Source organism: Paenibacillus sp. FSL H3-0457 (genome assembly GCF_037981725.1).
Classification (GTDB): Bacteria; Bacillota; Bacilli; order Paenibacillales; family Paenibacillaceae; genus Paenibacillus; species Paenibacillus amylolyticus.
In genome coordinates, this window is sequence record NZ_CP150283.1 from 2,477,011 (window position 1) to 2,495,062 (window position 18,052).

The following is an 18,052-nucleotide window of genomic DNA, read 5'->3' on the forward strand; positions in this document are numbered from 1 at the left end:
ACCTCTGTCTTTTTTGTTTATGTAAAGCAAAAGGAAATCCAGCGTAAACCTTGAATAAGTCAAACTATAACGTTTTAAAGGGAGAGAGAGCCGATGAAAGCAACAAAGGCAGATATTAACTGGTTGGGGGACGTAAGTGTATTTGAGGTAAACCGTCTTCATGCCTATTCCGATCACCGTTACTACCAAACAATGGACGAGGCTGTAAGTTCAGGCGCGATGTCCATGCGTTATGATCTGAATGGTACGTGGAAATTCAACTATGCAATTCGTCCGGACAGCCGTTCTGAGTTTTTCTATACATCCGATTTTTCCAGTGAAGGCTGGGATGATATTGAAGTTCCGGGGCATATCCAACTACAAGGATACGGACAGATTCAATATGTAAATACACAATATCCTTGGGATGGCCTGAACGAAATTCGTCCGCCGGCATTACCAAAGGATAAAAATCCAGTTGGAAGTTACATTCGCACATTCCACCTGCCGACAGGTTGGGAGTCGAATCCGGTATATATTTCTTTCCAAGGTGTAGAGTCTGCATTCTATGTATGGCTTAATGGACAATTCGTAGGATACGGGGAGGACAGCTTCACGCCATCTGATTTTGACCTGACGCCATTCCTTCAGGATGGAGAGAACAAACTCGCGGTTGAGGTGTATCAACGCAGCACAGGCAGCTGGCTGGAAGACCAGGATTTCTGGCGTTTCTCCGGCATTTTCAGAGATGTGTATCTGTATACGGTCCCTGCTGCACACGTACGTGATGTTCATGTTCGCACAGATCTGGACAAGTCCTATACCAACGGTACGTTGCAACTAGATTTGAAACTGGAAGGAAAAGCGGTTGCTGGAGCGCGAGTAGAGGCTGAACTTCGTGATCGTGAAGGCAATACCGTTAAGACGTTTGAATCCAAGGTTAACGATGGACAAGTAAGTCTTCGTGAAGATATCGGTACAGTAAATCTGTGGAGCGCAGAGATTCCATACTTGTACCGCCTTTATATTCGTGTATATGATGCTGCGGGTACACTTGTTGAGGTTGTTCCTCAAGCCGTTGGTTTCCGTACATTTGAAATGATTGATAAAGTGATGCACATCAACGGTAAACGTATCGTATTCAAAGGTGTGAATCGTCATGAGTTCAACCCGCGTCGTGGACGTGCAGTTACGAAGGAAGACATGCTGTGGGATGTTCGTACCATCAAACAGAATAATATGAATGCTGTACGTACGTCACACTATCCAAACCAAAGTCTGTGGTATGAGCTGTGTGATGAATATGGATTGTATGTTATTGATGAGATGAACCTGGAGACACACGGATCTTGGCAGAAACTTGGTGCTGTTGAGCCTTCATGGGTTATTCCAGGTGACAAACCGGAATGGCATGATATCGTTATGGACCGCGCTGTATCCATGGTGGAGCGTGACAAAAACCATCCGTCCATTCTGATCTGGTCTTGTGGTAATGAATCACACGGTGGTGAAGTCATCTACAAAGTATCCCAATACTTCAAATCAGCTGATCCAACACGTCTGGTACATTACGAAGGTGTATTCCATGATCGCCGTTTCGATGAAACAAGTGATATGGAGACTCGCATGTATGCCAAACCGGCAGACATTGAGGAATTCCTGAATGCAAACCCGACGAAACCTTATATCAGCTGTGAGTACATGCATGCCATGGGTAACTCTATTGGCGGTATGCACAAATATACAGAGTTGGAAGACAAATATCCGATGTATCAAGGTGGATTCATCTGGGATTACATCGACCAATCCATTTATAAAAAAGATCGTTACGGCAAAGAATTCCTCGCTTATGGCGGAGATTTTGGTGATCGTCCATCAGACTATTCGTTCTGTGGCAACGGTATCGTCCATGCTGACCGTAAAGTAACTGCGAAAATGCAGGAGGTTAAATTCCTTTACCAGAACATCAAGCTGTTCCCGGATCGTGAAGGTGTTAAAATTGTGAACGGTAATCTGTTCGCAGATACATCTGCGCTGGAACTGGTATACAGCCTGGAGCGCGAGGGACATGAAGTGCTGCGTGGAACATTGGAAGTGAACGTGGATGCACAAAGCGAGACGATAGTGAAACTTCCGCTGGGTGCAGAAGCTCTGGCGGGCGGCGAGTACGCTGTGAACACTGCATTTGTGTTAAAAGAAGCTACACTATGGGCTGACAAAGGCGAGGAAGTAGCATTTGGACAGTTCATTTTCACACAGGATCAGGTAAATGATGCAGTTGAAGTCGACTTGAATCTTGTAAGTGATGTACAAGTTATCGAAGGTGATGTTAACATCGGTGTTCGTGCTGGCAAGACACATGCGCTGTTCTCCAAACAGTTTGGGACACTGGTTTCCCTGAAATTGTCCGGTCGTGAGACGATTGCTGTACCACCTGCACCGCTCTTCTGGCGTGCAATGACGGATAATGACAAAGGTATGGCGATGGGCTTTGAACTGGGTGCCTGGTATGCAGCGAGCCTGATGCCACGTTCTGTAGAGTGGAAAGCGGAACAGAAACCGGATCAATACCGGATCGAGTTCACGTACAAGCTCAACATTTCGGATGATGTACAAGTTAAAGTGGTATATACCGTTCATGCAGATGGAAGTGTACGTGTGCATAATGCGTACAAAGGTACATCTGGATTGCCAAACTTGCCAATTCATGCATTGTCCTTCAGAACATCACCTGACTTCGAAAACGTGGAATGGCTTGCGATGGGACCCGAAGAAAATTATGCAGACCGCGCATTTGGCGCACGTCTGGGTATCCATGGCAGCAAGGTAGCTGATACTATGGCTCCATATCTGGTACCACAGGAATCAGGCAACCGTACGGGCGTACGTTGGGCCAAATTGACAGACAACGCGGGACGTGGCTTCAAAATTGAAGCATCCGGAACTCCGGTTGAGCTGAATGTTTCACCATATACGGCATTTGAGCTGGAGAATGCACAACATGCGTACGAATTGCCTCCTGTACACTATACGGTCGTGACTGTAGCGGGTAAACAAATGGGTGTTGGTGGTGATGATAGCTGGGGTGCTCCAGTTCATCCGGAATACCTGATCCCTTCGGACGGCGAACTGACATTTGAATTTGTCATTCGTGCACTGTAAGTAAAAGGATCATACAGAATAAAGAATGTATTCTATAAAGAACAGAGGTCTTCGCTATCGGAGGCCTCTGTTTTGTTATGTCAACGAACAGCTTGGGAGGCTTGGTATGAAACCGTTCTCTCTCCAACCTCGTAATGTACGAGACAGGAAACATAAGAGGGGGGTTCAAGATGAGTAAAAAAGCAAAGACAGGTATATGGGTGACGGTGTTGGTCTTCTTGGGCATCATAGTTGGATGTTTCATATGGTATTTCAATACCGCTTCAGGTGAACGTGCACTCAAAACAATGAGGTCCAATAACTCTGGTGGCCTGGAGAGGGTTGTTAAAGTGTACAGCAATAATGGTGAATTGATTCAGACCTATGATGGCAAGATTGACGTGGAAGATACGGAATACGGCAATAAAGTATTATTTGATCTCAATGGGAAACGTGTTGTGATCTATAATGCAACGATTGTTGTTGAAGAGAAGTAAGCAAAATTAAGGAAATGATATAAGGGTCGGGTGAGATTTTTATGGTGGATATGTACCTCATAATCCTAGTTGCTATCTTGGGAATGATCCTGTTCTATAGCTTGATCGCTTATTTCTTGATTCGTTTCATTTCGAAAAAAGCATTCAAGCTGACGTTAACCAAATATGAAATGACGGAGATTATGACTTGGCTCGCCGTGTTGTTTATTACCTTCATGATGATTAAGACGGGTTCGATAAATCTTCTCTTGCCGGTTGTTTTACTTATCATTCCATTGATCAATTTGCGAAGGTCTAATCGAAAACATCGAGAGCTGAACTCGTAAGGTCTTGCTACGTTGGGGTAAGGCACAAGAAGGATGAACATAGGAAAGGTTGACGGAGATTACATCACTAGTCAACCTTTTCTAGTTGTATGATTATGAATGGTGAAAATGAACGGGAGGATTTCAATAATGATCTTCGGAAAATCAACGGATACTTCAGGTTTAACGCAAGTTGCCAATCTTTCGGATGAGTTGCAGTCTGTTTTTGATCAAGCAGAAAGCAAATATAAAATAGTTGATATTGAACTCTTCTTTGTTTTCAGGTGTCTTCCTGAAGAATATGAGAGGAAGTCGACGGTCAGACATGTGAAGAAGGAGAATGTCATCTATTTTGATCTGGTGGTCAGCGAGGATCGTTATAAGACATTAAGCAAAAGCAAACAACGGTATGTCTTAAGCCATGAGTTTTATGCTTTTTTAAGTGAAAAGATCCAGAAATACAAGATTGAACATTTAAAAGTGAATGAGTTTATTGCAGATATGGCCATGTGGCTGAGGGAGATCGGATGGTTGCAGACTGAAGAAGAAGCAGAAATAAGTGAATTTGAAGAAAAATATAACTAGCAAAATAAATTAAAACATAAACAACAAAAAGAAGCCCTCTTTCGAGAGCTTCTTTTTCATGGGAGAGGAGAAACCGGACGAAGAGCTTATGGGGAAACGTAAGTCTTCTCCGCGGTTGTCTACGACACTTGTGATGTCGATAATTATAGAATCGCCCGATTGTTTCCTTTTTATACATATGCGTCAACAATTCGTCAACAATTTTCCAAGGGAAATGAAGACTGCACATTTTTCAAACTGAACCCGAGTGTGGTACGATAGTCGTATCAATAAACTTACATAGAGAAAAGGTGACTCGTCAAGTGAGAGTGGTATCTGGGAGTGCAAAAGGCAGGCCGCTGAAGGCTGTTCCTGGCACGGGTACGCGGCCAACCACCGACAAGGTGAAGGAAGCGTTATTTAGCATGGTTGGTCCTTATTTTGAGGGCGGCACAGCATTGGATCTGTTTGCAGGCAGTGGAGGTCTCGGTATTGAGGCGCTGAGCCGCGGCATGGACAAGGCTGTTTTTGTTGATTTGGAATCAAAAAGTATTGAAGTCATCCGCATGAATCTGAAGGCGACCAAGCTGGAAGACCAGGCGGCTGTATATCGTAATGATGCAGGTCGAGCATTGAAGGCACTCGCCAAGCGAGGCACAACGTTTGATCTGGTGTTTCTCGACCCGCCATATCGCATGAAGAACGGGCACGAGTTAATGCTGACCATGCACGAACTGGAACTTTTGGAACCCGAAGCAACCATCGTGCTTGAATATGAATCCAAACATGATTACCCTGAGCAATTCGGCCCGTTTGAACAAACGCGCAAGGCTTTGTATGGGGAGACGGCAGTATCCATCTATTATTATGCGCCAGAAGCAGTTGAAGATGGAGAATCCATTACACCGGAAGAGGAGGCTCCTCATGACTGAAATGATACACCGACAGGAACGAATTGCCGTATATCCTGGAAGTTTTGATCCCGTAACGATGGGGCATCTGGATATTATCGCCAGAGCGTCGAAGCAATTTGATCGCGTCATTGTGGCTGTGTTGAACAATATGAGCAAAAATCCGCTGTTTACGGTGGAGGAACGCAAGGAATTGATTACGGAAGTAACCCGCCATCTACCCAATGTGGAGGTGGATAGTTTCCGCGATCTGACAGCCAATTACGTCCGGCAAAAGGAAGCTCAGGTCATCGTTCGTGGTATACGCTCGGTAACTGATTTTGAATACGAGTTGCAATTGGCGTCGACCAATAGCAAGTTGAACCCGGATGCGGAAACCATATTTATGATGACAAATCCGAAGTATTCCTATTTAAGTTCCAGCATCGTCAAAGAAATCGCTCATTATCATGGAGATGTTACAGATCTTGTCTCACCTGAAGTGGAAGCTGCGCTCCGTCAGAAAATCAGCGAGAAAACCGGCGGTTAAACCAGAAGGTAAGACCTGATAGACTAACCATGACTGCAAGAAGTAACGCAAGTCCCATGCATGCAGCGGGGAAGACGCTCCAAATGGTGTTGATCGTGTATGTGTTACCTGGACTATGTATGAGTAGCCAACCAAATGGTGTTGAGAGGTCTTGCTTTGCATTCGTCTGTAATGTGGTCGAGACTTCTGTGCTATAACGGCTGAACGGCATCCATAGGAACAGACTGATGAAAAAGGCGATTAATCCATGAGTCAGACGAACTCCAGCAAAGTACAACATCGATTTGCTGCCCGGACCAGTTGTTTTCAAGACAGCAGAGACTTGCAGATGGGAGCATAAACCACCCCATCCCAGAACGGCTGCAAGTAGAGACATGAGCAGCATGGGTGTTAATGAAGTCTGGCTCAAATGATAGGTGCCTAGGTGAAGCTCGAAGAAGGCTGGCCACAGCGCAGCAGAGGACCCGGGAGTCAGATAAAGGGAGACCAGCCGGATAAATACGGCAAAACCGATCATGTACCCCCCAGTCATCATTAAGGTCTGTACAGCTTGGGATACGGTGTCACCTAACAGTTTGCCAAATCCTCTTCCATCACGACGATGTGCTTCCCTCGCTGCAATCATCATATCAGACCATATACTGCGTCGTTTGTTCGTAGCGTGGTGGGGGGCAGATGAGCGACTTGTGGAACTTGCAGGACTTGCAGGCTGAAAATCAAGAGAGTTCTTATCTGCTTGCACGGCTGTCGAGCCAACCCTGTCTTTCTGGTTACCCGGTGCTGGCAGGAGACGTGTGGCAAGAATGGCAGCAATCCAGCCGCTGATCCAGTGGACCACGAGTAGAAAATATCCGGCCGCTGGCTGGTGGAGAAAAGCAGCACCAACGACCAAAATGATCATCATTGGATTGGCAAAATGAGATGCCGCCGCAAGGACAACCGCCTGCTTGGCGGTAATTTGTCTATCCTGAAATAAACGGGATACCGCATCTGCTCCTGCGGGGAATCCGCCGCACATGCCAACGGCAATTGCCAGACCTGCGTTGCCTGGGAGTCTGAACCAGCGTTGCATTAACGGTCCAAGCAAGGCGCCGATCGCGTGGGTGAAGCCAAACGCAGTGAGCATTTGGGATAACATGAGGAACGGGAGCATGGCAGGGAAGATGATTTTCCACCATATATCCAGACCTTGAATAGAGGCGTCAAACGCTTCTTTGGGGGAAGCAACTACCGCAATGACCAACATTAAAGCGCCGGTACTTAGAATTATCGTTCGTAACGGGCCAGAATCTCTAACCTCGCTCTGTAATGTCATCGTTTCACCTCATATCAGATAACGCCTATTTGGCATCTGAATCGTTATGGACGGCCGAATGACGCCCGAAGGGCGGTTCGGCCTTGACCGGACAGGCTATTGTATACAGCGGCCTATCCGGCCTGTACCATTGTATGCACAAGGACCAGAGTGTTAGACTTGAAAAAAATGATTAAACAAGATGGAATTACGATCGCTGATTAGTGTAGAGTTCAGCTTATATAGAGATACAAAGAACGGAGGCTCATGCGATGAATCGGATTCGGAAATCTGGCGGATTCAGAGCTTCGATCTTTGTGATCGTGGTGGCTCTGGTCGTTTATGTTGCCGTGTACATGCCAACGCCGTATATCATATATATGCCTGGCAGTGCAGATGAAGTAAAACCAATGGTAACCGTTAAGGGTGGAGACCAGGAAGAACGCGGTGTGTTCATGATGACGACCGTGTCGGCAACATATGCCAATGTGTTTTTGCTAGGAACCTCTCTGTTCAATAAAAATGCTCAAGTGGATAAAAAGGAAGACCGACTGCGCGGCAAAAGCGAAGCGGAATACTCTGCCGAACAGGTGTGGTTCATGAGTGACTCACAATCCTCCGCAATGGAGGCTGCATATGAGCAGGCTGGTGTGACTTACTCTATTGTACCTGAACACATCTTTGTATTTGGACTGTCCGAAGATCCAAAACCGGAAGGAGATATTGCTCCGGGAGATATCATTCTGGGAGTGAACGGAACAGCTACGCCGGATAATACGGTGCTTTCTGCCCAGTTAAAAGATAAAAAGGTCGGAGATACGGTTGAAATGCAACTGGAACGTGGTGGAGAAACCATTAGCCGGGACGTGAAACTGATTCAGGTAAAAGACAATAAAACAGGTGAAACCCGCCCGGGACTCGGCGTTATGATTGGTGCGGTTCAGAAGGTGAAAGCTGAAGATCCAAACAAACAGATATCCTTTACAGATACTCAGGTTGGTGGTCCGTCTGCCGGCTTGATGTTTACGTTGGAGATCTATAACCAGTTAACACCTGGAGATCTGACCAAGGGGCATCGAATTGCGGGTACAGGTACCATTACCAAGGAGGGTGTGGTGGGTGCCATTGGTGGTGTAGTGCACAAGATTGTAGCCGCTGATCGAAAAGAAGCGGAGATCTTCTTTGTACCTAAAGATAACTATAAGGAAGCAGCAGCCAAGGCTGAACAGATCGGCACCAAAATGAAACTTGTGCCTGTGAGCACGGTGGATGATGCGCTGGCTTATTTGAAAACCTTGTCCGTGAAATCATAGGTTATAATCGGGCGGGAAGAGATCGATTTGAGTTGAACCGGATGGATAAAGAACGGATGAAATCCGAATAATTGATTACAGTGGAATGAAACGTGACCAAGAGATTTGAGAAGATCAACAGACTCACTAGACCTAAAGGGGTAGAGATACCCAAAAGTTATAAGAGAACAAGAATTAAGAGAATAAGAGAAGTGAATAAGGAAATCCCCTTGTTGCGAGGTGCCTGAGCGGCGCGCAGCAAGGGGATTTTTAATTGTATATTTGATTAACGAATAGTGGATATCAATGATTTGTTTAATGATGGAACAAAGAGCTTCTTAGGAGATGAAGCCTTATGGTCAAAAGCGGATTACAGTCTCACAGGCGACTCATAGTAGTCACTGAACATCTTGCGTGTGTCCTTATGCTCGCAAGCGAGCCCATACGCAACCTGAGCTTGTATATCCAGTTCAAGTTGATTGTGTGTGAACGTCGACGGTTTCAGCACAACAGGAAGCGACGCAGTCTTCTTCATTTGTTTAAGCAGGCTCTGCCCTTGAGTATTAAATCCGAGGACTCGGAGATATCCGGGTCCGGCAGCCAATTGCTCTGGTGAACACTCGGCTTTGGTGTGATTCAGGAGCAAGTGGGCGAGCATACGCTGGAGTTTGGTGCGTGTGTATCGTTTGGTCTTCATTGCATTCAGGAGTGCTTCGACTGAAGGCTCCGGGAGCTGAGCGAGTGCACGGCTCAGCCGGTGTTCCAGGCCTTCCGTGACTTCGGCGATGCGTTCCAGCTCGGAGGCACGTCGGGTGGCCGCGAGGTGCAACAGCGGCTGTGCAAAGCGCTCCCAGTGTATGGGAGCGCGCCCTTCCTGCCATTCGCGATGCAGAATGGCAAGGGTTGCCGCCGGCACGTATGGCGCGGCGGCGTCAGGTCCGTCCGCCATCAGAAGGCGGCGGACGGCTGTTGCACTGGCGATCGCCCCCGGCCCGGGCGTCGCCTCATGATACGCGGCACCGGTACGCGCCGCCGTAAAGGGCTGGATCGCGCTGCCAAGTCGTTGCAGCGCGATCAGGTAGTGCAGCCCAAGCGAATTGTTGGGCTGCTCCAGCAGTGCAGCGGCGTCGTGAGCATCGACGCCGCCGGGCGCCAGCGCTGCCGCCGCGCCTGCGTACGCGGCGGGGTAGCTGGCGCCTTCCCGCAGGCGGCGCGCGATGTCCTCGCGCATCCCTGCGGGCTCCACAGCCAGCACGCGCGCAATGCGCTGCAGGCTGTCCAGGTCGCCGGACTCGCTGCCAAAGCAGAGCGAGTCCACAATGCCGGTGCGGTGCAGCAGCGAGACCGCACCGAAGGCAAACCACTCGGCCGGTTGGACCGCGTACACAACCGGCAGTTCAAGCACGAGATCCGCGCCTGCGTGCAGCGCCATCTCGGTGCGTGCCCTTTTACCCACGATGGCGGGTTCGCCACGCTGGAGAAAAGGGCCGCTCATAACTGCGACAACGGCGTCTGCTCCGCTTAGCCGCCGAGCTTCCTGCAAATGATAGACATGCCCATTGTGCAAGGGGTTATATTCAACAATAACGCCTACGGCTTTCATGATTAGACGTACTCCTTTCGATTGGATAACCGAGTATGTATAACATCCATTCCATCATAGGGGATGTCATGTATTAGATCAAATCATGCACCAATTCAGACAAGAAAAAGGCACAAATCCAACATCAGCAGATGTCAGACTGTGCCTGCAAATCTATTGTATATTACAGATTTTCGATAATCGGAGAACGGCTTCTTCAACTTAATAAATCAGCACGCTTTAGACACTTTCCGGCGCGGGAGATAGACTTGCTTTTGGCCCAAAAAATTCATAATGAATGTTGTCCGCGGCAACACCAAGCGCCTGAAGTTCCGTATACACTGCCCGCATGAACGAAACCGGTCCACACAGATAATACGTGGAATCCAGTTCATCGATCACTTGACGAAGCCAGATCGCATCTATATAACCTTCCTTATGAAAATACTCATTTTCACGATCAGCATCCTCAGGTTGAGTATAACAATAATAAGCTTTAACGCCCTGATTACGTTTGGCCAGACTGTTCACATGATCACGGAACGCGTGCGATTGACCATTGGGACTTGCATGCAAAAATGTAATGATGCGATTTTCATTCAAGTTAACCAGCGTATTTAACATACTGATCATGGGCGTTAGACCGACACCACCACTCAGGAGAACAACAGGTCGTTTATCGTCTGCATTCAGCGTGAAGTCGCCAGCAGGAGCGGATAGTTCCACCAGACTGCCTTCTTTAATGTGATCGTGGAGATACGTAGAGATAACTCCGTCAGGACGCTCTAATACACCTCGCTCACGCTTAACGGAAATGCGATAGTGGGGTTTACCCGGGGTATCTGAAAGGCTATACTGACGAATCTGGGTAAATGACTGTGCCTCTGGTTTGATTTTGATACTGATGTATTGTCCCGGTTCATAACTAGCAATGGGCTGGCCATCGTCTGGAACGAGGTAAAAGGACGTGATGATTTCACTTTCCTGCACTTTCTTGGCAACCTTGAAGGTACGGAACCCTTCCCAGCCACCCGTTTGGTTTTCCGCTTCCGTATACATATCCTGTTCAATCCCGATAAAGGCGTCTGCAATGACATTATAGGCTTCGCCCCACGCCGTGATAATTTCATCCGTTGCCGCGTCTCCAAGTACATCTTTGATGGCTTGAAGCAGATAGGTGCCAACAATCACATATTGCTCGGGAACGATACCCAGGCTGCGATGTTTATGTGCAACTTGCCGGACGGCAGGCAGGATGGAGGACAGATTATCGATATGCAGGGCAGCGGTGTATACCATATTGGCGAGGGCGGCTTGCTGTCGTCCCTGTTTCTGATTTGCGTGATTGAAAATATTCAGTAGTTCCGGATGAGCTGTGAACATCGTTTCATAGAAATGGCGTGTGATCGCTTCGCCGTGGACTTCAAGTACAGGTACTGTAGATTTAATGACTCTAATGGTGTGCTCGCTTAACATACATTTTCCCTCCCGATATAATATGAAATAGTTGGATAATAAATCGGTCATGGAGCTGATCATGCTTCGGTTTATAGCAAGTATAGATAGGGAGCAAGCGGGTCTGTGTGACATAGATCACACCAAACGTTAACGAAATGTGACCGCTATTTGCAAGGAACTACAATTAAAATGACGACTTGTAGTTTATCTTAAAGTGAGTCTATAATAGACCAGATGGAGTAAACGGTTCTGGGCCATTGGTTTTAAAATAGGGTGTAAAGTTAAAAGTGTTGACAAACGTCTTGAAAAATCGGTATAATGATTTTTGTTTGTTAAGTCAATTTCATAATACTTTTAACGAAGATTCGTCAGAATACATACAGTCAGGATTTATTGCTTTACAAAAGCAGGCTTGACCTGTATAACTGTCGTGATACGTTTGATACGAATTATGAAATTGGTTTCGTTTGGAGTGATGGAAATGTTAATGCCATTTCGCAAAGTGGCTACCAGTGATGGTCCCCTGAAGTTTAACGAACAGTGGGAGATCAAGGAACTGGTTTCTAACCGACAAGATATCACAGCCGTTACCCCGCTGACTGCGGACTTATCTGCAGAATTCAGAGAAGGTGACGTTGTGGATGTTCATGGCAAGCTGACTGTAGGAGTGGACATGTTGTGCTCCCGTTGTCTTAAGCCGATCAATGAACATTTTCATATTGATTTTCATGAGCAATTCAAGCAGGGAAAACAGCCAGAGGGATTACACGAAGACGATGATACGCTCTATGTGGATGGAGATAGCGTTGATCTGAAGGGTTATGCCGAGGAAGCTTTTCTGCTGGATCTTCCGTTTATACCGCTATGTAGCGATACATGCAAAGGGTTATGCCCCAAGTGTGGCCATGAGCTGAACGAAGGTGACTGCGGTTGTGATAACGAGGTTATTGATCCGCGGCTTGCAGGGCTCAAGGATTTTTTTAAATGAGCATGATTGAAAATCGAACATTTTAAGACTACCTGCAAAGGTTGATTTTGATAAGGAGGTGGGAATAATGGCAGTACCTCAACGGAGAACGTCCAAGACGCGTCGCGACAAACGTCGCACTCACTTTAAATTGGCTGTACCGGGCATGGTGAAATGTGAACAATGTGGCGAACTTAAACTTAGTCACCACGTGTGCAAAGTGTGCGGAACGTACAAAGCAAGAGAGATCATCTCTCAATAATAGTTGGACATTAAGTAGCACTTCATTTCGATGAGGTGCTACTTTTTTTGGATTAGAGAGTGTAGGTAGAGTGAGCTAACAAGCATGAAATCCTTGCACCAGAAGGGTGAATTGTTTTTGTTAGGCCAGTCTTTCTTTTTGACACGGGATGAGATATACTATAGTTTAGTACCAGGTTCTAAGATTTGACGTTACATATAGATGAACCATAATCCGTTTGAGAACGACCCTGGTGACCAGGGATGCAACTATAGAAGCAACACGAAAGAATGGTTGAACTGGCCGGACGGGACGGTTCCGTAAACGATACAGCGGGGGGTGTCAGGCATCGAACGTGTACCGAAGAGACAGAGGCAACAGCAGTTAACCAGAATGATAGAAGAGAACCCGTTTGTGACGGATCAGGAACTTACACGCCAATTGAAGGTGAGTATTCAGACGATTCGTCTTGACAGGCTGGAACTTGGAATACCCGAACTTCGGGAGCGGATGAAACTGATGGCAGAGCTCTCGTATGATCAGGTACGCTCGTTGCCCTTGCATGAAATTATCGGTGATATTGTGGATCTGCAACTGGATAAGAGCGGGATTTCCCTGTTTGAGATTAAGGAAGAACACGTGTTTTCCAGAACAGGGATTGCACGTGGACACTATGTCTTTGCACAGGCCAACTCCTTGGCTGTAGCGATTATTAATGACGAGATCGCGTTGACTGCATCAGCAGACATTCGCTTTGTCCGTTCGGTTCATTTGGGAGAGAAATGTATTGCAAAGGCTTATGTGAGATCGATCCCGGGTCAAAAGGGCAAAGCCAAAGTGGAAGTATTCACTTATGTAGGTGAAGAAATGGTGTTTCAAGGCAACTTTGTAATCTACCATTCAGGTGGAGAAGACAGCGGAGAAGGAGGTCATTTGGAATGAAAATCGTCATTGATGCCATGGGAGGCGACAATGCACCTGCATCAACGGTAGAAGGTGCGATTGCCGCAGCCACGGAATGGGCGGATACACAGATCGTCCTGATCGGCGATGAAGCCAAGCTGGAACCTCTTTTGAGTCAGTCAGGTGTTAGACCTGCCAACCTTACGGTCCGGCATGCTTCCGAAGTTATTGGTTCGGATGATGAACCCGTCAAAGCAGTGCGTCGCAAAAAGGATGCCTCCATGGTGGTGGCAGGCCGCATGCTGAAAGAGGGCGAAGCGGACGCGATGATCTCGGCGGGCAATACTGGAGCGCTCATGACAGCGGGTTTGCTTGTTGTAGGTCGCATGGAAGGCATTGAACGTCCGGCGCTTGCGCCTATGATTCCAACGATTGATGATGTAGGTGTACTTGCGCTGGATCTAGGAGCGAATATGGATGCCAAACCGGAGCACCTTGCACAATATGGTCTGATGGGCAGTTTGTATCGGCAAAAAGTACAGGGCATTGAGTCCCCACGAGTGGGCTTGCTCAATGTAGGAACAGAGCCAGGCAAGGGAAATGAGTTAACCAAACATGCATACCCTTTACTGGAACAACTCCCAATTCGTTTTGTCGGTAATGTTGAGGCACGTGATGTGCTGACTGGTGCTTGTGATGTGCTTGTATGTGACGGTTTTGCAGGGAATATCCTGCTGAAGTCGCTGGAAGGCACAGCAGGTGCCATTTTCGCCTTGCTTAAGGAACAATTTTCATCTTCTCTCAAAAGTAAACTGGCTGCAGCTGTACTAATGCCTGAGCTGCGTGGGTTGAAACGAAAGCTGGATTATACGGAGCATGGCGGAGCGCCACTCCTCGGTTTGAGCAGACTAGTTGTGAAAAGTCATGGATCTGCTGATGGCAATGCCATCAAAAATGCTGTGCGCCAAGCTCGGATTGCAGTGCAGAATCAGCTGGTAGAGAGCATATCTAAGGAAATTAGCGGGAAGTGAGTGACGATATGAATAATTTGCGCCCAGTAGGGATTATTGGTACAGGGAAATATGTGCCTGAGAAAATTTTGACAAATAGCGATCTGGAGAAAATGGTCGATACCAATGACGAGTGGATCGTCAGTCGTACAGGAATCAAAGAGCGTCACATCGCTGCACCCGATCAGGCAACTTCTGATCTGGCATACGAAGCGGCGATTAAAGCCCTTGAATCTGCAGGGATGACAGGCAGTGATCTTGATCTGATCATTGTTGCAACCATTACACCGGATTCTTCGTTCCCATCGACAGCCTGCATCTTGCAGGACAAATTGGGTGCAAAAGGTGCCGCGGCATTTGATCTGTCGGCTGCTTGTTCCGGATTTGTATACGGTTTGGCTAGTGCTACGAGCTTCATCCAAAGCGGTATGTACAACAATGCACTTGTAATTGGTGCGGACTGCTTGTCTCGTATTACGGATTATACAGACCGTAACACTTGTGTCCTCTTTGGTGATGGAGCAGGGGCGGTAGTCGTTGGTGAAGTTCCGGAAGGTCGCGGATTCAAAGCGTTCGATCTCGGTGCCGAAGGTGCTGGCGGTAGTCTTCTTCAGATGGAAGGCGGCGGTTCCCGTCTGCCTGCTACTGCAGAGACCGTTGAAAATAAAAAACATTACATCAACATGAACGGTCGTGAAGTGTTTAAGTTTGCGGTACGTGTCATGGGGACGGCTACCATTGAGGTATTACGCAAGGCTGGTATGGAGCGTACGGATGTGGATCTGTTTGTTCCTCACCAAGCGAATATTCGGATTATCCAATCTGCGATGCAACGACTTGAACTTCCTGAAGAAAAGGTTGTAGTTAACGTGGATAAGTATGCAAACACATCTGCTGCTTCCATCCCGCTGGCTCTGGTAGAAGCAGCAGAGGAAGGTCGCATGAAAGCCGGAGATACCGTTCTTATGGTTGGATTCGGTGGCGGTTTGACATGGGGTGCATCGGTACTCGTTTGGTAAAATAGACATCTGGGAGATGAATGAGATGGGTAAAATAGCATTTGTATTTCCCGGACAGGGATCACAGGCTGTAGGCATGGCCAAGGACGCGTATGAGTCCGTGCCTGCGGCAACCGAAATTTTTCGCACAGCAGATGAAACATTGGGTTTCTCGCTGAGCAACCTTGTATTTGAAGGACCGGAGACCGAGTTGAAACAGACATCTAATACACAACCGGCTCTGTTGACAGCAAGTATTGCCTTGCTGGAAGCTTTCAAAGAAAAAGGAATTCAGCCTGACTATACGGCTGGACACAGTCTGGGAGAATACAGTGCACTGGTGGCAGCGGGCGTTCTTTCGTTTGCTGACGCAGTGAGCACTGTGCGGGCACGTGGTCAGTATATGGAACAGGCAGTACCGGGTGGGCAAGGAGCGATGGCTGCTGTGTTGGGTGCGGATCGGGAAGCGCTGGGGGTGCTTTGCCGTGACGTATCTGAAAGTGGTCATGCGGTTGAACTTGCCAACATTAATTGTCCGGGACAAATCGTCATTTCTGGTGTGAAGGAAGGCGTAGCTGCTGTCGCGGAACGAGTGAAAGAAGCAGGCGGTAAACGCGCCATTGCATTGGAAGTAAGTGGTCCGTTCCACTCTTCATTGATGAAGGGTGCAGCTGAGAAGCTGGCAGAGAAACTGAAAACCGTTACGTTCTCACCGGCAGCGGTCCCTGTAGTCGCTAATGTGACTGCAAGACCTGCAGAGGATGGACAGGTTCAGGATTTGTTGACAGCTCAGGTCTATTCTCCTGTATTATGGGAAGACAGTGTGACATGGCTTATTGAGCAAGGTGTGGATACGTTCATCGAGATTGGATCTGGCAGTGTATTGACCGGTTTGATTAAAAAAACAGATAAAACCGTAAAACTGTACAATGTGAACAGTCTTGAAACGCTCGAAGCAACGGCAAGTGAATTAGAAGGAATTATATGAGTTAAACTAAACTTTTTACACTAGAACGGAGAGGACAGAAAAAACCTGAAGAAGCGGAGTGTTCGCCTAAAAGCTTTCTGAAAGAAAGCTACATCGGAAGCATACGCTATCACCGGATCCTTTATAAAAGGGAATCAAAAAAATCTGGGGATAACAGCGATCGGAAGTTTATTCTGTCATCGGAGTGGCAAGTGTAAACATTCTTTGGTTGAACTGATATAGATTTGGGGAAAGGAGGAATGATTATGTCTAAACCATTAGAAGGTAAAAATGCACTTGTTACCGGGGCATCCCGGGGCATTGGGCGCAGTATTGCACTGGCACTTGCAGAAGCTGGAGCGAACGTAGCCGTGAATTATGCGGGTAGCCAAGCAGCAGCTGAGGAAGTAGCGGAAGCGATTCGTGCCAAAGGAGTCAAGGCGATTACACTTCAAGCCAATGTTGGCCTGATGGATGAAGCTGAACAAATGGTCAAAGCTACACTCGAAGCATGGGGCAACGTTGATATTCTGGTGAACAATGCTGGAATTACCCGTGATAATCTGATCATGCGTATGAAAGAGGAAGAATTCGATCAGGTTATTGAAACCAATCTCAAAGGTGTGTTTAACTGCCTTAAGGCGGTTACACGTCCAATGATGAAACAACGGTCGGGAAGAATTATCAATATCTCCTCGGTTGTAGGTGTGCTCGGTAATGCTGGACAAGCGAACTATGTTGCTGCCAAGGCAGGAGTCATTGGCCTGACAAAGGCATCTGCTCGTGAACTGGCTTCTCGTGGAATCACAGTTAACTGTGTTGCACCAGGTTTCATTGAGACAGATATGACAAAAGAGTTGTCCCAGGAGCTGGTGGACGGTATGCTAAGTGGTATTCCGTTGTCCCGTTTGGGTCAGCCGGATGAAATCGCGGGTGTAGTCACGTTCTTGGCTTCACAGGCTTCATCTTATATGACAGGGCAGACGCTGCATGTCGATGGTGGCATGTACATGTAATTCTTCCCGGACTTGAACAATAGTCGGGGAACAGGCGCTGGACGATCCGAAATGCCGGAAAAAGGCCGGGTTCCCCGGCCGGGAGCCGCATATGTCTTCTATGGCATTTTGCCTGCGATTCTCGTATAATACCAAAGAAGGAGGTGAACCGGATGTCCGATGTATTGGAGCGTGTAAAACGCATCGTCGTCGACCGCTTGGGCGCAGACGAAGCTGAAGTTACACTTGAAGCATCTTTCAAAGAAGATTTGGGTGCTGATTCTTTGGATGTAGTGGAATTGGTCATGGAATTGGAAGATGAATTTGATTTGGAAATCTCTGATGAAGATGCAGAAAAAATCACGACCGTAGGTGAAGTTGTAAACTACATACAATCTCATACCTAAAGTCATTTTTAG

General features: G+C 47.3%; 17 protein-coding genes. 14 read left to right on the forward strand and 3 right to left on the reverse strand.

Going from position 1 to position 18,052, the window contains the following annotated elements:
* Positions 1-93 precede the first annotated feature (93 nt).
* From MHH25_RS11110 to coaD, 5 genes are all read left to right on the forward strand, one after another.
* Positions 94-3,141, forward strand: a complete 3,048-nt coding sequence (locus MHH25_RS11110) for a glycoside hydrolase family 2 TIM barrel-domain containing protein (protein WP_036609481.1) — start codon at positions 94-96, stop codon at positions 3,139-3,141.
* Between the two features lie 170 nt (positions 3,142-3,311).
* Positions 3,312-3,617, forward strand: a complete 306-nt coding sequence (locus tag MHH25_RS11115) for a hypothetical protein (protein ID WP_017689244.1) — start codon at positions 3,312-3,314, stop codon at positions 3,615-3,617.
* Between the two features lie 455 nt (positions 3,618-4,072).
* Positions 4,073-4,507, forward strand: coding sequence for a hypothetical protein (locus MHH25_RS11120; RefSeq protein ID WP_036609477.1), 435 nt, complete (start codon positions 4,073-4,075; stop codon positions 4,505-4,507).
* Positions 4,508-4,809: 302 nt separating this feature from the next.
* A complete protein-coding gene (gene rsmD / locus MHH25_RS11125; RefSeq protein WP_036609474.1) occupies positions 4,810-5,418 on the forward strand; it encodes a 16S rRNA (guanine(966)-N(2))-methyltransferase RsmD in 609 nt (202 codons plus the stop codon).
* Position 5,419: 1 nt separating this feature from the next.
* Positions 5,420-5,926 carry a pantetheine-phosphate adenylyltransferase gene (coaD, locus tag MHH25_RS11130; RefSeq protein ID WP_085981453.1) on the forward strand — a complete coding sequence of 169 codons (507 nt, stop codon included), beginning with the start codon at positions 5,420-5,422 and terminating at the stop codon, positions 5,924-5,926.
* On the opposite strand, the gene MHH25_RS11135 is transcribed toward coaD, so the two are convergent.
* Positions 5,904-7,241, reverse strand: a complete 1,338-nt coding sequence (locus MHH25_RS11135; RefSeq protein ID WP_036609472.1) for a nucleoside recognition domain-containing protein — start codon at positions 7,239-7,241, stop codon at positions 5,904-5,906. The genes coaD and MHH25_RS11135 overlap by 23 nt on opposite strands.
* Before the next feature lie 251 nt (positions 7,242-7,492).
* Here MHH25_RS11135 and MHH25_RS11140 point away from each other — a divergent pair, with 251 nt between their 5' ends.
* Entirely contained in the window at positions 7,493-8,533 is a 1,041-nt protein-coding gene (locus MHH25_RS11140) for a SepM family pheromone-processing serine protease (RefSeq protein WP_036609470.1), read from the forward strand.
* 349 nt (positions 8,534-8,882) lie between these two features.
* On the opposite strand, the gene MHH25_RS11145 is transcribed toward MHH25_RS11140, so the two are convergent.
* Both MHH25_RS11145 and hmpA read right to left on the reverse strand, forming a co-directional pair.
* Positions 8,883-10,115 carry a nucleotidyltransferase gene (locus tag MHH25_RS11145; protein WP_036609468.1) on the reverse strand — a complete coding sequence of 411 codons (1,233 nt, stop codon included), beginning with the start codon at positions 10,113-10,115 and terminating at the stop codon, positions 8,883-8,885.
* A 219-nt stretch (positions 10,116-10,334) separates the two neighbouring features.
* Positions 10,335-11,570, reverse strand: coding sequence for an NO-inducible flavohemoprotein (hmpA, locus tag MHH25_RS11150; RefSeq protein WP_036609467.1), 1,236 nt, complete (start codon positions 11,568-11,570; stop codon positions 10,335-10,337).
* A gap of 463 nt (positions 11,571-12,033) precedes the next feature.
* Here hmpA and MHH25_RS11155 point away from each other — a divergent pair, with 463 nt between their 5' ends.
* The 8 genes from MHH25_RS11155 to acpP all read left to right on the forward strand — a co-directional run bounded on the left by MHH25_RS11155 (position 12,034) and on the right by acpP (position 18,040).
* Positions 12,034-12,540 (forward strand): DUF177 domain-containing protein, encoded by a 507-nt coding sequence (locus tag MHH25_RS11155; protein ID WP_036609465.1) that lies wholly within the window; start codon positions 12,034-12,036, stop codon positions 12,538-12,540.
* Positions 12,541-12,607: 67 nt separating this feature from the next.
* Positions 12,608-12,781, forward strand: coding sequence for a 50S ribosomal protein L32 (gene rpmF / locus MHH25_RS11160; RefSeq protein ID WP_017689233.1), 174 nt, complete (start codon positions 12,608-12,610; stop codon positions 12,779-12,781).
* A 372-nt stretch (positions 12,782-13,153) separates the two neighbouring features.
* Positions 13,154-13,702 (forward strand): transcription factor FapR, encoded by a 549-nt coding sequence (fapR, locus tag MHH25_RS11165; RefSeq protein WP_047842457.1) that lies wholly within the window; start codon positions 13,154-13,156, stop codon positions 13,700-13,702.
* A complete protein-coding gene (plsX, locus tag MHH25_RS11170) occupies positions 13,699-14,694 on the forward strand; it encodes a phosphate acyltransferase PlsX (protein WP_017689231.1) in 996 nt (331 codons plus the stop codon). Before fapR ends, plsX begins: the two co-directional genes overlap by 4 nt.
* A gap of 8 nt (positions 14,695-14,702) precedes the next feature.
* Entirely contained in the window at positions 14,703-15,692 is a 990-nt protein-coding gene (locus MHH25_RS11175) for a beta-ketoacyl-ACP synthase III (protein WP_036610885.1), read from the forward strand.
* A gap of 25 nt (positions 15,693-15,717) precedes the next feature.
* On the forward strand, positions 15,718-16,659 hold the full coding sequence (gene fabD, locus MHH25_RS11180; protein ID WP_076249833.1) for an ACP S-malonyltransferase: 942 nt from the start codon (positions 15,718-15,720) through the stop codon (positions 16,657-16,659).
* A gap of 245 nt (positions 16,660-16,904) precedes the next feature.
* Complete coding sequence (gene fabG, locus MHH25_RS11185) at positions 16,905-17,654, forward strand: 3-oxoacyl-[acyl-carrier-protein] reductase (protein WP_017689228.1); 750 nt, start codon at positions 16,905-16,907, stop codon at positions 17,652-17,654.
* A 152-nt stretch (positions 17,655-17,806) separates the two neighbouring features.
* Positions 17,807-18,040, forward strand: coding sequence for an acyl carrier protein (acpP, locus tag MHH25_RS11190; RefSeq protein WP_024630176.1), 234 nt, complete (start codon positions 17,807-17,809; stop codon positions 18,038-18,040).
* The last annotated feature ends 12 nt before the right edge of the window (positions 18,041-18,052 follow it).

What these genes read in the sequence shown, in the direction of transcription:
- MHH25_RS11115 (WP_017689244.1), top strand. Translation starts at nt 3,312, where the DNA reads ATGAGTAAAAAAGCAAAGACAGGTATATGGGTGACGGTGTTGGTCTTC.
- rpmF (WP_017689233.1), top strand. Translation starts at nt 12,608, where the DNA reads ATGGCAGTACCTCAACGGAGAACGTCCAAGACGCGTCGCGACAAACGT.
- MHH25_RS11145 (WP_036609468.1), bottom strand. Translation starts at nt 10,115, where the DNA reads ATGAAAGCCGTAGGCGTTATTGTTGAATATAACCCCTTGCACAATGGG.
- MHH25_RS11140 (WP_036609470.1), top strand. Translation starts at nt 7,493, where the DNA reads ATGAATCGGATTCGGAAATCTGGCGGATTCAGAGCTTCGATCTTTGTG.
- fapR (WP_047842457.1), top strand. Translation starts at nt 13,154, where the DNA reads ATGATAGAAGAGAACCCGTTTGTGACGGATCAGGAACTTACACGCCAA.
- acpP (WP_024630176.1), top strand. Translation starts at nt 17,807, where the DNA reads ATGTCCGATGTATTGGAGCGTGTAAAACGCATCGTCGTCGACCGCTTG.
- MHH25_RS11175 (WP_036610885.1), top strand. Translation starts at nt 14,703, where the DNA reads ATGAATAATTTGCGCCCAGTAGGGATTATTGGTACAGGGAAATATGTG.
- MHH25_RS11155 (WP_036609465.1), top strand. Translation starts at nt 12,034, where the DNA reads ATGTTAATGCCATTTCGCAAAGTGGCTACCAGTGATGGTCCCCTGAAG.
- fabD (WP_076249833.1), top strand. Translation starts at nt 15,718, where the DNA reads ATGGGTAAAATAGCATTTGTATTTCCCGGACAGGGATCACAGGCTGTA.
- coaD (WP_085981453.1), top strand. Translation starts at nt 5,420, where the DNA reads ATGATACACCGACAGGAACGAATTGCCGTATATCCTGGAAGTTTTGAT.
- fabG (WP_017689228.1), top strand. Translation starts at nt 16,905, where the DNA reads ATGTCTAAACCATTAGAAGGTAAAAATGCACTTGTTACCGGGGCATCC.
- MHH25_RS11120 (WP_036609477.1), top strand. Translation starts at nt 4,073, where the DNA reads ATGATCTTCGGAAAATCAACGGATACTTCAGGTTTAACGCAAGTTGCC.
- hmpA (WP_036609467.1), bottom strand. Translation starts at nt 11,570, where the DNA reads ATGTTAAGCGAGCACACCATTAGAGTCATTAAATCTACAGTACCTGTA.
- MHH25_RS11110 (WP_036609481.1), top strand. Translation starts at nt 94, where the DNA reads ATGAAAGCAACAAAGGCAGATATTAACTGGTTGGGGGACGTAAGTGTA.
- MHH25_RS11135 (WP_036609472.1), bottom strand. Translation starts at nt 7,241, where the DNA reads ATGACATTACAGAGCGAGGTTAGAGATTCTGGCCCGTTACGAACGATA.
- plsX (WP_017689231.1), top strand. Translation starts at nt 13,699, where the DNA reads ATGAAAATCGTCATTGATGCCATGGGAGGCGACAATGCACCTGCATCA.